The organism is Saccharibacillus sp. CPCC 101409 (genome assembly GCF_030518235.1).
Classification (GTDB): Bacteria; Bacillota; Bacilli; order Paenibacillales; family Paenibacillaceae; genus Saccharibacillus.
This window is the reverse complement of sequence record NZ_JAULSA010000012.1, coordinates 45351-61240: the sequence shown is the minus strand read 5'-3', so window position 1 is coordinate 61240 and position 15890 is coordinate 45351. Positions and strand designations below refer to the sequence as shown.

At 58.8% G+C, this 15890-nt stretch carries 16 protein-coding genes; 5 read left to right on the top strand and 11 right to left on the bottom strand.

The annotated features are described in order from the left end of the window. Positions 1–59: 59 nt before the first annotated feature. The 3 genes from QWJ34_RS20755 to QWJ34_RS20745 form a co-directional block, all read right to left on the bottom strand. The gene (locus QWJ34_RS20755; RefSeq protein ID WP_302730819.1) at positions 60–995 is read right to left on the bottom strand and encodes an NAD(P)/FAD-dependent oxidoreductase; all 936 of its coding nucleotides are present in this window, start codon (positions 993–995) and stop codon (positions 60–62) included. A gap of 329 nt (positions 996–1324) precedes the next feature. Further along, the gene (locus QWJ34_RS20750) at positions 1325–1921 is read right to left on the bottom strand and encodes a GNAT family N-acetyltransferase (RefSeq protein ID WP_302730818.1); all 597 of its coding nucleotides are present in this window, start codon (positions 1919–1921) and stop codon (positions 1325–1327) included. A gap of 20 nt (positions 1922–1941) precedes the next feature. Then, positions 1942–2640, bottom strand: a complete 699-nt coding sequence (locus QWJ34_RS20745) for a DUF4279 domain-containing protein (protein WP_302730816.1) — start codon at positions 2638–2640, stop codon at positions 1942–1944. A 177-nt stretch (positions 2641–2817) separates the two neighbouring features. On the opposite strand from QWJ34_RS20745, the gene QWJ34_RS20740 reads away from it, so the two are divergent. The 5 genes from QWJ34_RS20740 to QWJ34_RS20720 all read left to right on the top strand — a co-directional run bounded on the left by QWJ34_RS20740 (position 2818) and on the right by QWJ34_RS20720 (position 9451). Next, a complete protein-coding gene (locus tag QWJ34_RS20740) occupies positions 2818–4647 on the top strand; it encodes a cache domain-containing sensor histidine kinase (protein ID WP_302730815.1) in 1830 nt (609 codons plus the stop codon). A 3-nt stretch (positions 4648–4650) separates the two neighbouring features. Further along, the gene (locus QWJ34_RS20735; protein ID WP_302730814.1) at positions 4651–6237 is read left to right on the top strand and encodes a response regulator; all 1587 of its coding nucleotides are present in this window, start codon (positions 4651–4653) and stop codon (positions 6235–6237) included. A gap of 122 nt (positions 6238–6359) precedes the next feature. Next, positions 6360–7673: an ABC transporter substrate-binding protein gene (locus QWJ34_RS20730; RefSeq protein WP_302730812.1), complete on the top strand. Its 1314-nt coding sequence runs from the start codon at positions 6360–6362 to the stop codon at positions 7671–7673. Further along, positions 7648–8610 (top strand): carbohydrate ABC transporter permease, encoded by a 963-nt coding sequence (locus QWJ34_RS20725; protein WP_302730810.1) that lies wholly within the window; start codon positions 7648–7650, stop codon positions 8608–8610. The genes QWJ34_RS20730 and QWJ34_RS20725 overlap by 26 nt, the downstream gene beginning before the upstream one ends. Position 8611: 1 nt before the next feature. Further along, a complete protein-coding gene (locus QWJ34_RS20720) occupies positions 8612–9451 on the top strand; it encodes a carbohydrate ABC transporter permease (protein WP_302730808.1) in 840 nt (279 codons plus the stop codon). Between the two features lie 99 nt (positions 9452–9550). On the opposite strand, the gene QWJ34_RS20715 is transcribed toward QWJ34_RS20720, so the two are convergent. From QWJ34_RS20715 to QWJ34_RS20680, 8 genes are all read right to left on the bottom strand, one after another. Beyond that, complete coding sequence (locus QWJ34_RS20715) at positions 9551–10384, bottom strand: hypothetical protein (protein ID WP_302730807.1); 834 nt, start codon at positions 10382–10384, stop codon at positions 9551–9553. Between the two features lie 287 nt (positions 10385–10671). Further along, entirely contained in the window at positions 10672–11280 is a 609-nt protein-coding gene (locus QWJ34_RS20710) for a hypothetical protein (RefSeq protein ID WP_302730806.1), read from the bottom strand. Next, the gene (locus QWJ34_RS20705) at positions 11277–12233 is read right to left on the bottom strand and encodes a phosphotransferase family protein (protein WP_302730804.1); all 957 of its coding nucleotides are present in this window, start codon (positions 12231–12233) and stop codon (positions 11277–11279) included. The genes QWJ34_RS20710 and QWJ34_RS20705 overlap by 4 nt, the downstream gene beginning before the upstream one ends. After that, positions 12230–12754 (bottom strand): PadR family transcriptional regulator, encoded by a 525-nt coding sequence (locus QWJ34_RS20700; RefSeq protein WP_302730802.1) that lies wholly within the window; start codon positions 12752–12754, stop codon positions 12230–12232. Before QWJ34_RS20700 ends, QWJ34_RS20705 begins: the two co-directional genes overlap by 4 nt. A gap of 85 nt (positions 12755–12839) precedes the next feature. Next, a complete protein-coding gene (locus QWJ34_RS20695; RefSeq protein ID WP_302730800.1) occupies positions 12840–13997 on the bottom strand; it encodes a YhgE/Pip domain-containing protein in 1158 nt (385 codons plus the stop codon). A 182-nt stretch (positions 13998–14179) separates the two neighbouring features. Continuing rightward, the gene (locus QWJ34_RS20690; RefSeq protein ID WP_302730799.1) at positions 14180–14815 is read right to left on the bottom strand and encodes a hypothetical protein; all 636 of its coding nucleotides are present in this window, start codon (positions 14813–14815) and stop codon (positions 14180–14182) included. A 39-nt stretch (positions 14816–14854) separates the two neighbouring features. Then, on the bottom strand, positions 14855–15508 hold the full coding sequence (locus QWJ34_RS20685) for an NUDIX hydrolase (RefSeq protein WP_302730798.1): 654 nt from the start codon (positions 15506–15508) through the stop codon (positions 14855–14857). 75 nt (positions 15509–15583) lie between these two features. Continuing rightward, positions 15584–15874 carry an adhesin gene (locus QWJ34_RS20680; RefSeq protein ID WP_302730796.1) on the bottom strand — a complete coding sequence of 97 codons (291 nt, stop codon included), beginning with the start codon at positions 15872–15874 and terminating at the stop codon, positions 15584–15586. Positions 15875–15890 lie beyond the last annotated feature (16 nt).

Genomic DNA, 15890 nt, shown 5'->3' with positions numbered 1-15890 from the left:
TTACACACTCAATCGATATTGAACAAGGCGCAAGTATGACGATCATGGTGAAAAAGGGCTTATCCCCGCTCCTGCCACTCGCTCTCCAGCAGCTCCGAGTTCATCATGGCTGCGGCGATCGAGCCGGCGGCGACCGATGCGGCCACCTGGTACATCCGCGAAGCTCCGTCCCCGGCGCCGTAAATACCGGGAATATTGGATTTCTTGAACTCGTCCACGATCATGCTGCCGTTTTCTTCCGTCTCGCAGCCCATCGCCTTCGGCAGATCGGTGCCCGGAGCCAGACGCGGAGCGAAAAAGATTCCCGTCCGCTCAACTTCCGTTCCGTCTTCGAGCACGATACTGCGTACTTTGCCCCGGGTGGACTCGATGCGCCGGATCGGCGATTCGTACACCGGGATGCCTCTTTGCTCGATCGATTCTTTGACGCCTTCTTCCCAGTCGGAGAATCCGTTCGTAAACAGCGCCAGATCGCTCGACCAGCCGGAGACGGTCTTCGTCAGGTGCAGCGCAAACTCGCCGCCGGCGATAATCGCCAGCGCCCGGTCCTGCATTTCCCAGCCGTCGCAGTACGGACAAACGAACGCGCTGCTGCCGTATACCTCTTTCAACCCGTCGATTTCCATTGGCAGGTCTTTCATCCCTGCCGCGAACAGCAGCTTGCGGCCGCGATACACTTTGCCCTCCGTCGTGGTCACGTTAAAGTTCCCGTCTTCGCCGGATGCTTCTACAGCCGCCGTCTGGACGAAAGAGACTGTCGGATAAGCCGCGATCTGTTCCCGCGCGACCCGGCGCAGCTCCGACGGCGATACGCCGTCCCGCGTCAGAAAGCCGTGCGATTCTTTCGTTACCCGATGCCGGGGCAGCGCTTCGTCGATCACGAGCACGCTGCGCCGCGCGCGTCCGAGTACGAGCGCCGCGCTCATGCCGGCGGGTCCTCCGCCGATAATCAGAACGTCCAGCAGCGCATCGGGATTATTGTGAAATAGAGTCATCGTTTTAGTCTCCTTTAGAGATACTCAATATCCTTTATAGAGCGATAAGAATCGGCAGTCTCCAAAACCATCCCCAAGGACGCTGTCGAAATCCTGCCGAATTCATTTAAAGATATTGTAACTCTATAATATTCGCAATCATTACGATTTGTCAATATCCTGACTCGGAATCTCGGCGATCGCCGACTGCCCGTGCTTCAAAGCCTCGTCCGATGCAGTTTTGCTTTCGGAGTTTGTCATGCCGGGATCGGTTTTTCGTTTTTTTTCCGCTTTTTTGATTTTTATTATTGTGAATTTTTCATATAATGATTTTATTTTTTTTGAAATTGTTATTGCGGTTCCGTCAGCTCCAGATCGTAGCGAACGGTTTCGTGCACACGCGTGAATTTGCTCAAAATATACGCTTTGTCCGAGCCGGTATAATGCGCAAACAGCGATACGGGGCGCAGCAGCGGCACGCGGCTTTCCACGATGTCTTTGAGCTCTTCCCCTCCGTCGATATGGACCTGGAAATAAGAATCGACAGGCTGGAATCCGGCGGAAGCGTACCATTCCCTTACCCATTCGTCGTCGCGCGTCCAGGCTTCCAGATACTCCGCGCCCAGCGCTTTCGCCCGCTGCACGGCTTCATTCAGCAGCATGCGCGCTATTCCCTGTCTCCGGTAGTCCGGATGCACCGCGAGATGCCAGATCATCCCGCCGGTCTTCTCCCCGTTCGAGCATACGCTGCCCGGCTCCGTGTCGAGTTCGATATCGAGCAGCCCGACGATCTTTTCCCCTTCGGCGGCCACCAGCTCGATTGCGGGATGTTCGTACCGTTCTTTTTCGCGCAGTACATTGTCGTAGTAAGCCGTATCGAGAAAAGCCAGCACCCGGCATCTCAACCAGCTCTGCTCGTCGGTTTCTTCGTAAGGTCTGATAATCATGATTGCAGTCTCCTTTGTATTTATTCCGCCAGATCGGGTCCGCCGGCATAAAGATCGATATCCAGTTCCAATCCGAGCGCGGCCAACCGTCTCATCGTTTTCGCGTCCAGATGGATTCCGTTCATTTCTTCTTTGTAGCCGTAGTATGCGATTTCGATAAAAGCATCAACATCCAGCGCATCCGGCAGCGGCAGATGCCCGGCATGCCGTTCGAGCAGATCCAGCAGACTTTCCAGTTTCGCTTCCGCGTCTGCATAGCGCCGCTTGTCGGGCTCTACGAACAGGGCGCTGAATGTATAAGGCGGGGGCGTCCGTCCAGTCGAAGCGGAGCTGCGAATGGGTCTTGGCGATCCTTTTTGCCGCTGTCTGTCGGGTTCGATCGGCAGCAGCCGCTTTAGATCGTCGAGATCGACCGTTTCCGAAGAAAGTTCGCAGTAGACGCTCGTTCCGGGAGACATGCCCATAAACCGCGGTTTGATCTCCGGCTCCGTATCCAAATACACGACGAAAAAGTAATACTCATTCTGCACCGGAAAGTAGACGGCGGCGCTGCCGGAGTCCTCGTCCAGAATGATACCGGTAACGAGCGGCACGCCGTTTTCCCGCTCCAGCGGCTGGTTGTCCAGCAGCTGCCGGGTCAGGGCAAAGCTTCTTTCTTCGATTTCGTTCCGCGCCGCGGCTTTGAGCCGCTGGTGAAATTCATCTTCGTTTCTATCCATTCGACCCTCCAATTCATTCCTTCGGCTCTCTTTTGTCAGTATAACAATCGTTCAAGATATTGGAAATCGAAAGTTGTCTGCCGACCCCGGTTGCTAAAATCTGGACGGACGGGCAGGGAAGCTTTAACATCGAGGCGAATCATTAAGAGAACGCGCATACTTAAGGAGGAATCCGTCTTGCCCCGATTGATGCCGCGCCTGACGGCGCCCGCGAAAAGAATAGTGAACGCTTTCAAAAACGCGGGCATTCGCCAGAAGATGCTTGTGATGGTTATCGGGCTGATGTCCGCTTCCCTCGGACTCAATCTGCTGGCGCAGCGGGTCGCGTTCGGCGTATACGACAATCAGATCTACGAGCAGACGTCCCGCACGCTCAATCTGTCGGCCGGCGGCATCGAGACCCAACTGCGCGAAATGCAGCAGCTCTCGTTCAACGTCGCTACCGACGAGCAGATCCAGGAAGCGCTGCTCGAGATCAAGCACGAAAGCGATCCGTACCGCAAATGGGTGCTGCGCAGCCGCCTGACCAACCGGCTGATCGCTCTGGCCGGCTCGGAGAAGTACGTGTACTCCATGATGCTCGTGACCAAAGGCGGCGGCGTGCCGTTCACCGGCAACCGCGGGGCGGTCGGCGACGAATTCTGGGAACGGTTCGTGCCCGACGCCGAACAGGCGGAAGGCGCCAACCGGTGGGTGGCGCACGCATTCGCCGATTCCACCGTGCTGTCGGTGCGGGAAGTCCGCTCCTACAACGGGACGACATTTACGCTGGAGTCGATCGGGACGCTGGTGATCCGGGTCCGGCTGGACCGGATCGCCGCGGACGCTTCCGGCGGAATCGCCGGCGTGGACGGCGGCAGCCTGATTATCGCGGACGAAGCCGGCGCGATCTATCCGGTCCCTCCCCCGCTCCGCGACGAGGATATCCGCAGCGCGCTGGCGCAGCCCGAGCCGTACGAGATCCAGGATTACGGCGGAACGCGTTACTTCACGGCGGGCAGCCGTTCGGCGTATGTGGGCTGGACGTATCTGAGCGTCATTCCGTTCGACGGCATCTTCGAGCGGATTTCCTGGATTCGCCGGGCGAGCACATTCAGTTTCCTCGCGATCCTGATCGTCGGGATCGGGCTCGGCGCCCGTCTGTCGCGCAGCATCACCGATCCGGTGCAGCGGCTGATCAGCCGGATGAAGCGGATCGAGTACGGCGACCTGGACCGGCTGGAAGAAGAAGCGCTCGGCAGCGTCTCGCCTTCCGACCAGAGCGAGGTGCGGCTGCTTCAGCGCACGTTCCGCCGCATGATCCGCCGCATTCGCGAGCTGATCGACGAGAACTATGCCAAGCAGCTGGTGATTCGCGAAACGGAGCTTAAAGCCCTGCAGGCGCAGATCAATCCGCACTTTCTCTACAATACGCTGGAATCGATCAACTGGAGCGCCAAGCTTGCGGGACAAACCCGCATCTCGGAGATGGTCGAAGCGCTCGGCCATCTGCTGCGCAGCTCGATCGGCGGCGCGCAGCCGCTGATTGCGCTGCGCGAAGAACTGGATATCGTGGGCAGTTATATCACGATCCAGCGGATGCGTTTCGAAGAACGGCTGGACTACCGGCAGGATGTGCCGGAGCAGTGGCTGGATACCCCGATTCCCAAGCTGACGCTCCAGCCGCTGATCGAGAATGCGATCCATTACGCGCTCGAACCGAAGCTCGAACCGTGCCGCATCTCGATTAGCGCCTCCTGTTCGGGCGGAGTGCTGGAGATTTCGGTCGAAGACGACGGTCCCGGCATGTCGCCCGGCTTTGTGGACCGGCTGCGCCGGGGAGAGATCGCCACGAGAGGCACCGGCATCGGACTGGGCAATATCGAAGAACGGCTGCGCCTGACGTTCGGCGAAGCGTTCGGGCTGGAGATCGGCGGCCCGCCCGGCGGAGGGACCCGCATTACGCTGCGGATTCCGCCCGCGCAGAAGATCGAAGCCGAGCCGGAAGTTTTGCAAAAGGAGGAATAAGACATGCGAAAAGTACTGCTTGTGGACGACGAGCGCATGATCGTCGAAGGCATCTCCAAGATCGTGGATTGGCAAAAAGCCGGCACGACGCTTATCGGCACCGCCCGCAGCGGTCTGGAGGCGTTCGAGCGGATCGTCCTGGATCCGCCCGATATCGTCATCAGCGATATCGCCATGCCGGTGATGGACGGATTGAAGCTGGTGGAGAAAACACACGAAGCTTACCCGTCCGTGCGCTTTATCCTGCTCTCGGGCTACAAAGATTTCGATTACGCCCGCAGGGCGATGCAGTACGGCGTGCGCCATTATCTCGTCAAGCCATGCAGCGAGCAGCAGATCGAAGCCGCGCTCGGCGAAGTGGCGCAGGAATGCGACGAAGAAGAAGCGCGGATTCGCAGCGCGGAGGAAACGGAGTCCGAACTGATCAAGGTGCTGCCGCAGGTCAAAGAGCAATTTTTCAAAGAACTCGTCACCAACCGTACATACGGCGGCAGCGAGCTTGCTTACTACGAGCGGTTGTTCGCCATCCCCCTGCTCGGCCGGACCGTCCGCCTGATCTGCTTCAAAGCGGAAGGCGAGCACCGGCACGAGCATTTGTTCGCGCTGCAAAATATCGCCCGGGACCTGCTCAAGCGGCTGCTGCTCGGCACCGTGATCGACGGCCGCCTGCTGCTGCTGACGGACGAAGACGATACGCAGCCCGCAAGCGATGCCGATCTGGAGCTTATCCGGCAGGTGCGGGAAACGTTCGCCCGCTTCTACAAGCTGCCGGTCACGACCGTGCTCAGCGATGCGGCGCCCATCCTGGAGATCCGCCGCCTGTACGAGCAGACGCGCGAAGCGCTGGAGCACCGGTTCTATCTGGGCGAAGGCAGCCTGATCGTGGCCGGGGCCGCCGGCGAATCCCGCGCGGCGGCCGATGCCGGACCGGACCTGCACGCGCCGCCTTGTCCGCCCGAAGGCTCCGAAGCGTTTGCCGCGCGGGTCGAAAGCGGCGAACGACAGCGCGTCGAAGAAGAGATCGCCGCGCTGCTGGATCATATTCTGCGCGAGCGGTTGTCCGTTTCCGAAGCGCGCACGCTGCTTGTCCTCCGCTACGAAGCGGTCTGCCGGCTGATTCCTTCCGAAGAACGCGCGCATTATCTCGACCTCCTGGGACGGTTTGCCGAGCCTCATACGCTGCCGGAACTGCGCCGGGTATTCGAAGAGCCCGTGCTGGAATTGACCGAACGCTTTGCCCGGCTCCAGCTCGAACGGCATTCGTCGGCGGTCAACCGCCTGCTCGAGATCGTGGCCGAGCGCTACCGCGATCCGGGGCTCAGCCTGAGCACGGCCGCGCGCGACCTGCTGTATATGAATCCGGATTATCTCGGCAAGACGTTCAAGAAAGTGACCGGAGAAAAATTCTCCGCCTACCTTAACCGCTATCGCATCGAACGCGCGGCCGAACATATCCGTCTGACCGGCAGCGTACGGATCTTCGAACTGGCGGCGGAAAACGGATTTGGCGACAACCCGCAGTATTTCAGCCAGGTCTTCAAAAAAACGCTGGGCGTCACTCCGACGGAATACCGTAAAAATTTGGGATGAATTCCGTTCTTTTCTCTGTTTTTTAAACAAAAAGCTCTGTTTTTTGTATTCATTCTCCTCCGATCTTCTGTAAAAATAGAGTTATGAAAGCGTTCACAAATCATTCGAAGGGGAGAATGAACATGAAGAAAGCGGCAGGTTTAATTACGTCGGCGGCCCTGGTGCTGTCGCTGCTGTCCGGCTGCGGCGGCAAGAACGACACGGCTTCGACCAATGCGGGCGGCGATAACAAGGCTTCGGGGGGCGATACGCCGGTCACGCTGCGCATGAGCTGGTGGGGCTCGGACGCCCGGAACGAATATACGCAGCAGGTTATCGATCTGTATGAAAAAGAACACACGAACGTCAAGATCGAAGTGGAATACGCCGCGTTCGACGACTACTGGAAAAAGCTCGCGCCGCAGGCCGCGGCCAACCAGCTCCCGGATATTATGCAGATGGATATCTCCTACATCAGCCAGTACGCCAACAACGGACAGCTGGAAGACCTGACTTCTTACGCGGGCAGCCAGATCAATACCGCCGATGTCGCCGAAAACGTGCTGAGCACCGGCAATGTAAACGACAAACTGTACGGCGTTCCGGTCGGCGTCAACGTACTCGGCTTCCAGTACGATCCGTCGATGATGGAGAAAGCCGGCATTTCCGAGATTCCGAAAGATTGGGACTGGGATACGTATCAGGAACTCGCGAAAAAAGCGGGCGCGGCGGGCATTTACTTCGACAGCTCGATGGCGCCGGATATCTTTTTCCACTACTATCTGCGCACCAAAGGCTTCTCGCTCTATAACGCGGAAGGCAATGCGCTCGGCTACGACGACGACAAGCTGTTCGAGGACTTCTTCGGCATGCTGGTCGAGATGATTAAAGCCAAAGCCGTGCCAACCCAGGATATCCTGACCCAGACCAAAGGCATCGTCGAAGAAAACGACATCGTCAAAGGAAAAGGCATCGGCATGTGGCAGTGGTCCAACCAGTACGTGGCGCTCCAGCAGGCCGTCAACCGTCCGATGGAACTCGCGCCGATGCCGGGTCCGGATATGGAAAAAGGCCTGTATATGCAGCCGAGCATGTATTTCAGCATCGCGTCGAGCTCCAAACAAAAAGAAGAAGCGGCCAAGTTTATCGACTTCTGGGTCAACGATGTGGAAGCCAACAAACTGATCATGGGCGAACGCGGCGTGCCGATCTCGTCCAAAGTCAAAGAAGCGCTGACGCCGGAGCTGTCCGAAACGGCCAAGCAGGTCTTCGACTTCGTCACCGAAATGGAACCGCTCAGCTCTCCGATGAGTCCGCCGGCCCCGGCCGGATCGTCCGAAGTGCGCGAAATGCTCGGCGATTACGCGGAACAGATGAACTTCGAGCAGATCACGCCGGCCGAAGCGGCCGCCAAGTTCAGAGGTGAAGCGAATGCGATACTCGCCAACAACCAGTAAGACCAAGAACGCGCCGCTTGCGCTGAACGCTTCCTATTCCCGCAAAAAGCGTCTGCGCGCCAACCTGACCGGCTACGCTTTTATCAGCCCGTTCGTGATCGGCTTCCTGGCTTTTACGTTTATCCCGATGCTCGTGTCGCTCTACCTGTCTTTTACCAAGTACAATCTGTTCGCCGACCCGGTCTGGATCGGAACGGACAATTACGTCAAGATGTTCACCGGCGACGCCAATTATCTCAACTCGGTCAAAGTCACGTTTATCTACGTCTTTGTCGGCGTTCCGCTGCGGCTCGCGTTCGCGCTGGCTGTGGCGATGATCCTCAATTCCAAGTCGCGCATGGTCGGCTTCTACCGGACGATCTACTACCTGCCCTCGATTATCGGGGGCAGCGTAGCCGTCTCGATCATGTGGCGCAACATTTTCAGCAACGAAGGGATCGTCAACAGCGCGCTCAACCTGCTCGGCATTCCCAACGTTTCCTGGTTCGGCAATCCGAACGCGTCGGTCTTCATGCTGGTTACGCTGTCCGTCTGGCAGTTCGGCTCGTCGATGCTGATCTTCCTGGCCGGCCTCAAAAACATCTCGCAGGAGATGTACGAAGCGGCGAGCGTGGACGGTGCGGGCGCCGTGCCGAAATTTTTCAAAATCACGCTGCCTCTGCTCAGTTCGGTCGTGCTGTTCAATATGATCATGCAGACGATCGGGGCGTTTATGACGTTCGTGCCGGCTTACATTATCTCCAAAGGCGAAGGCGGTCCGCTCGGCGGCACCATGCTGTACTCGCTGTACCTGTTCCGGCAGGCGTTCATGTTCTCGAATATGGGCTACGCGTCCGCGATGGCGTGGATCATGCTGCTGTTCGTAGGCGTGCTGACCGGCATCTTGTTCAAAACTTCGAAAGCCTGGGTATTCTACGAATCGGAAGGGGGACGCTGAGATGGCTTCGCACCGCGCAAAATGGACGCTCTACCACATCCTGGTCGGCGCGCTCGCCCTGGTCATGCTGTACCCGATTATCTGGATGCTGATGAGCTCATTCAAAGAAAGCCGGACGATCTTCGCGACGGCGAACCAGCTGTTTCCGCAGTCCTGGCATTTCGAGAACTATACGACCGGCTGGGCGGGCGTCGGCGGCTATTCGTTCGGCATGTATATCTTCAACTCGCTCAAGATCGTCGTGCTGTCCACGGTCGGCGTCGCCCTCTCGTCTTCGCTGATCGCGTTCGGCTTCGCAAGATTGAACTTTTTCGGCAAACCGTTCTGGTTCGCGGTCATGATGCTGACGCTGATGCTGCCGGCCGACGTCGTGCTGGTGCCTCAGTACATCATCTACGCCAAGCTCGAATGGCTGAACAGCATCAAGCCGATCGTCGTTCCGCAGTTTTTCGGCAGCGCGTTCTTTATCTTCCTGCTGATTCAGTTCATTCGCACGATTCCGGCCGAGCTGGACGACGCGGCGACGATCGACGGCTGCGGCAAGTTCCGGCTGTACTCGCATATTATTCTGCCGCTGATCAAGCCGGCTCTGGCTACGGTCGCGATCTTCTCGTTCTACTGGCGCTGGGAAGACCTGCTGGGGCCGGTGCTGTACCTGAACTCGCCGGATAAATACACCGTTTCGATGGGCCTCAAAATGTTCCTCGACAGCGAATCCGCTTCCAACTGGGGCGCCATGTTCGCCATGTCGATCGTCAGCCTCCTGCCCGTCATGGCCGTGTTCTTTATCTTCCAGAAGCAGATTGTGGAAGGGATCAGCACGACCGGGCTCAAAGGTTGAATATTGCGAGACGCACTGCGCGCGAGATATGAAAAGAACAGTAAAAAGGGATTCCCGCGGTATGCGGAAATCCCTTTTTGCCGTTAGTCCGACCTCTTCTCAGCGCGCTTCTTCCTGCTCCGCACCTTCGCCCGCTTCCCGGCAGCGGCGCGTTCTCCGTTCCGCCGCAGCATCCTGGACCGCGTGCTGGGCGCCGCTCCGGCCGAAGATCAGCTCCAGTTCCAGCAGGCGGTCCGCCATGCGCAGCGGAATCGCTTCTTTCAGTGCGGGCCAGGGCAGAAACTGTTCCGGGCGCAGCCGGTATTCGGTATATTCCAGAGTCGGCTTGAACGCGAACGAACGCAGGTAGCGTTTGACCCGGTCGCTTACTTCCCCGCTGTTGTCGCCGTAAGGCAGCAGTCCTCCGATAGCGGTCCCCGCATACAGGCCGTCTTCCCCGGCCCGCGGGCCCGAGGCCAGATGCAGATCGGGCAGCAGCTCGAACAGGTCGGGCAGCGGCGACAGCGCGTGCTTGCCCGGCTGGGAAAACAGCCTGACATGCGTCGCATCCGTCAGGTTGCTCCGGTTCTTGAGCAGTCCTTTGAGCACGCGGCCGTGGAAAGTCGCTTCGCAGTCGAGCACTTCCCCGTTCGGCCCTACGTAAATCCAGATTTGTTCCAGCTGGTGCAGGTGCCCGATCTCGTAATCCCACCAGACCGCATATTCCAAAATACAATCGGTGCGCGGGTCGGCGTCTTCGAACGATCTTGGAAACGAAGGCGATTCTTCGCCCCTCTCCAACCGCGTAAATCCCACGAGATCGGGCAAAAACGGCTCGCGCAGATCGAACATGAGGTAGGGCGCATAACATTCGCGGAGAACCCGCTCCGCATCTTCCGTTCGATCGGCCCATCCTTTTTGATCTTCCCGTTCGTACCGCGCTGCGTCGCTCATCTTTCCCACTCCTCTTTTTCCCTGTTTCCTTAGGGCATGTCTTCAAACCTACTGAAGTGCATCTTTAGCTGCCTTTTCGCCCGCTAATGAACCGTACCTAAAGCGTGTACGCTTCATTCAACGGCGTCGTCACGTTCCCTTGACGTGCCCCGGCACGCCTTCGGAAAAGTTCCTTGCATCGAACGAAAATTCAGCCAAATCTGCTTCCTTCGAGGTTTGAATACACGCCCTATTGTGACGGAAAAGTGTTCGAAGAGTATTAAGGCGGAGTGAAGAAAGCGTTAACTTTAACGGGAATACAGCAGCGCCCCGCCCGAGCCGAGGATCGCCAGATGCCGGCCGGAAGGCGAAAAGCCGCACAGCAGCGGACCGTCGAGCCGCCGGGTATCGAGCAGCGCCGCCCGTTCCAGATAGACGTAACCGGCTTCGAATACATTCTCCAGAATCACCGACGCGCGCGGCCACCACGGATAGAGGGTCTCCGCGCGCCAGCCGTCCTGCGTCAGGCGGCAGCCGCCGCCCGCTTCGAATCCGTACACGGCAATCGGACGGCCGCCGTGCGGCGGCGTAAACGCAAGCGAATCCGGCGAGAACGCCGCCATCGCCCGGACGGCGTCGCGGTCGCGCAGCAGACGCGCGCCGGTATCCGGACGATTCAGGCTGTAGCCCGATCCGCTGATCAGCAGAAAATTCTCTTCTTCGTCCCAGCCGCAGGCGATCGCTCCGGCCGCGGGGATATCGGCCGCCGAAGCGCGCCACGGAGCGGGCGGACGCGCGGGGCGCAGTTCCCGCGCCACGCGCAGCAGCCGAAGCTCGTACTCGCTGCGCGCGTCCGGCGAAGTGAACATGGCGCCGATCTCGGCGGAATGATCGGATTCGAACGATTTGAATGTCATCGGATTTGCTCCTTTTCGTAAGCTTGCATGCCGAAGCCCAGCGAGTCTTCGTCTCCGCCGTCCAGCCCGTACAGCGCTTCGCGCAGCGGAAAAACGCGGGCGTGGAAGCGAGCGCGTTCTTCCAGCGCGTCTCCGCCCGGATAGCGCTCAAGGCAGTTGAGGAAGAACGCTTCGCCGTACCCGGCCAGAATGCCCGCCAGATCTTCGGCCGGATCGCCGAAGCGGGCCGAACCGAAGCCGACGATACCGGAAATCCCCGGTTCCCCGCCGCTGTGCAGAATATGTACCGGCCCCATAGCGCCGTGAATCAGCGCCCGGGGCGGAAGCTGCTCGGCCGACCGGCGCAGAAAGCCGCCGAAGTCGCGCTCGGCCCGGTCGCGGATCGCTGCGCTCATCAGCGGAAACAATTCGGTTTGAATCCGCGCGTAAAGCCGCGGCACCGACAGCCTTACCGCTTCCCGGCCGTCCCCTCCGGCCGAGCTTGCCAAGCGTGCGCTTTGTCCTTCCGCGGCGAACCCGCTATCGCCATCGGCGAATTCCGGCGGCAGCGTCCGCGGCTCGATCGCGTGCAGCCCGTGCAGGAACTCCGCCAGATCCTCGGCGGCGCGGTCCGTATAGGCCGCCAAGTCCCCGGCGGACAGTTCTTCCGGCCACAGCGGCTCTCCCGCTATCCGCGGGTACCCCATAAAAGCGGCTCCCGCCTCCATGCGTTCGAACGCCGCGTACGCCGGCTGCGGAACCGGCAGCGCGACCGCCCGGCCGACCGCCGGCAGCAGAAATTCCGTTTCCCGCTTCAACGCGGCGGCGCCCGCATCGTCCCTCGCCACGCGGAACACCAGCGACTGATTGATCGTCAGGACAAAGTAATGCTGCGCCAGGCGTTCGGACTGCACATCCGCGATCGGCATCTCGGGATAGACTTCCTGGATGCGCCGGGCAAAAGGATGGCTCATGAACCGAACTCTTCCTTGAGCAGTTCGTTCAGATGATCGATCGTCGCCCGGTACTGCGCCAGCCCGATCTGAATGCTCATCTTCTGATAGCGCGTCAGCGCTTTGCCTTCTTCCAGCCGCTCCAGCTTGCGCTGAAGATCTTCGTACAATCCGCGTTTGGCTTCGATCTCGCCGAGCAGCAGATCCTTTACCGCTTCTTCGCCCGCCGTCTGTCCGAAGTAAAGGTGCATCAGAAAGTCGGAGCGCAGCACTTCTTTGGCGGCCGGAGCATGCAGATATCGTTCGAACCGCTGCCGCCCCGCCGGCGTGATCGTATAGACGTTTTTGTCCGGCTTGCCTTCCTGCCGCACCGCTTCTTTGGTAATCAGCTCCGCTTTCTCCATCTTGATCAGCGTCGGATAAATCGTTCCGTAGCTGGCGTCGAAAAAGAAAGAAAAAAATTGTTCGAAATGCCGTTTGATCTCGTATCCGGTCCGGGGCTGCTCGCTGAGCAGTCCCAGAATAACGTCCTGCGCGTTCATATCGACAGACGCTCCTTTCTGTCTTATTAACTTAACACAACAAAGAGCGGGCCTCAATGAAAGAGGCCCGCCGGAAAAGCGGGAATTACACCGCCGCGGAAGTCGGTTCGACGCGACGACCGGGCGCGCGGCGCAGCGCGGTGGCAAACAGGCTGAGCGCGATGCCGGCCGCTCCGATCAGCGCAAGCATTCCCGCGCTGCGCGCCAGACCGCTGCCGCCGATCACCAGGTCCATAATGCCGTTAACCGCGTGGTAAGCCGGGAAGAACCGGCCCACCGCATGATAGAACGGCGGCAGCACATCGCGCGGAATCGTGGCGCCGGAAGACAGCATCTGCAGCGACAGCAGCGCGATATTCAGCCAGGCGCCCATTTCGCCGAGCAGCAGCAGACCGAGCTGCGCGACGATCATGCAGGCAAGCAGGATCAGGAATTCGAACATCCAGAACGGCAGGAAAGAAGCCATGGGCAGCGCGCCCAGCGCCGTATTCATCGCGGTCCCGATCAGCGAAGCGATCAAAGCCGTGAAAGCCATCAGAACATAGCGCGCGCCGAGCAGCTTCCATTTTCCGGTCGAGAAAGCCAGGCCGGCAGCCGCTTTGTTCAGATTCATGGCCAGCAGCATGGCCCCGGTATAAGAAGCCGTTACGACCATCAGCGGAATCATCGTCTGCACGAAATTATCCACCGGATGGACGGTTTGCATCTCCGCGGTCACGCGGGTCTGCGCGCTTGTTTGCACCGCTTCGGCCTGGGCCTGCGGCAGCCGCAGCGCGCGGAGCGTTTGCGACACCGCTGTTCCCCGCGCCTGCTCGTTCAGCGCGGCCGTGATACGCTGCGCCGCCGTCTGCATCGCGCCGGTCGCCATCTGCGGATTCGACTGGTTGATCTCGTAGCGGACCGAAGCCGGCTGTCCGCCGCCGGCAAGCGCCGACGCGAAGCCTGCGGGCAGCGTCACGATCATCCGGACGTCGCGCTTCTCCAGCGCGTCTTCCGCTTGTTCGCGCGTCAAAGACGTCTCGGTTCGAAAGCTCAATGCGCTCGCGATCTTCGCGGCGATCTCCGCCGAAGCCGTCCCGTCTTCATTGACAATTGCAATCTTGAGCCGGTCTACCCGGTCGGACACATGATCGTAACCCGTAATCCAGATCAGACTAAAAAAAACCTGAAACAGCACGGCGGTAATCATCCCGATGATGACGAGCGGATTTCTGAAAAGTTTAAGCAGGATCGAATCGGACATTTCCTCACTCCTATATATCGTTTGTTTATATTAACAATTGAAATATATCATCCGATAATATAAAAAGCAATATAAATGCTGTCCGTTCGTTCTCGACCCTGCGATTTGCAAATTCGCGGACGCGCCAAAAAGCCGGCTCTTAAAACGGGCCGGCTTGCTTACTGCATATCCTTTTTTGAGAATCAATCTTCGTCCTCGTCCTCGTAATCCGGCGAGATCCAGTTCATTTCTTCGATGCCGACGATTTCTTTGAATTGTTCGACGATCTTCAAAACTTCTTTTTCCCATACCTGCGTCAAATGATCCGCATTCAACAGCCTGCCGATACGTTCGACCTGTTCCTCGGACAAATCGAACTCGCGAAAAGCATCGGCCGAAAACGGCGCCAGCCACTTTTCGATACGCTGCCGCAGAGGATAAACGGCTCGAAGTTTTCCCAGCATTTCCGCATAAATCTTCGAGCTGTTCTCGCTCATATACAGCAGCTCGGAAGGTTCTTCGCCGGGATAATCGCGTTCCGTCAGCTCAACCAAATCCTGATCTTCCGCCATATACGAAAGCTCGAATCGGGAAAGCACTTTGCCGCCGCGCGTAATCGCGAATCCCCAACCGTAATCTCCCGCATTTTCGAAACTCAGTATCGGAATATCCGACTCCGCTTTCAGCACTTCGGCCGTACGGTCGTCGCCGATGCGGGATTCCGGGGTAAAAAACACACTCCATTTATCATTCAACGTTTTTACTTTTACCGGCCGGAACGCTTCGACTTTATCAAGATCCCGGTTCAAAATCAGATGACCCCATGTAAATTCGCTCACGGAAACCGCCTCCTTTTGATCAGCTGCAATCGATTGTCCTCAATTCCCGGATAAGAAGCCGCCGCTCTCCAGTCTACTCAGCGCACCGAACAGCAGCTCGTAATAATCGGCGGTATTCGCAGTGAAATCGTCCAGCGAAACCAGGCGCTCCTCGCGTATCGGCCGCAGCCGATCGTCGTAAACGACGCCTTCGGCCCGCGCGCGGTCGCGTTCGCCGCGAACCAGCTCCCGAAAGTCCCGCGAGTCCAGCCAAAACAATCCGCTGACTTCGCTGCGCTGCACGCTGTACCGCTCAAGCGGCAGGTCGCAAACGGCCAGATGGACGTGGGTAAACTCCCGGTCCATATAATGCTCGGAGATCCGGTATTCCTCGCGGTGCAGACCGCAGTAAATCAGCTTTTCGTACGGAATAACCAGGCCCAGTTCTTCTTCCAGCTCGCGCACGCCGTCCTCCGGCGCTTCGCCCGCCAGCAGATGACCGGCGCTCGACGTATCCAGCTTGTCCGGAAACGTTTCTTTGTCCGGATGACGCAGCTGGAACAGAATATGCCGGCCCGACTCCGCCGAACCCGACACGATCCAGCAGTGAAACACCTGATGCCACAGCCCGCGTTCGTGGACTTCGCCGCGCGGCGCGGTACCGATCCGTTCGTGACGCTCGTTAAATATATCCAACACTTCGCTTACAGACATAAAACGTGTATCGCTCCTTTCTCCGCGCCGGAATACAGCGCACCCGCCCGTTTTTTTCACAGCAGGCCGCCCGTTCTACAGCGCGCAGCGGTCCTCGCTCCGCATCACAAGCCTGCGTCCCCGCTCGTTGTCCAGCAGATCCAGCGTAACCGACTCGACGAAACTCACCGCGTGCGGTTCGTAAGCGACTTCCAGCCCGTTCACGGTGCAAAGCCGGTCGTTCGTTTCGGCGGGACCGAGCTTGACGATGAATCCCGGACCGCAGCAGGAGCAGCTTCGTCCGCTGGAAAGCACTCTCAGCGTCGAGATGCCCGTCTTGTCCATTTCCGCCCGGATAAACGCGCCGGCTTCGTCCGTAATCACCATATCCGCTCACCCTCCT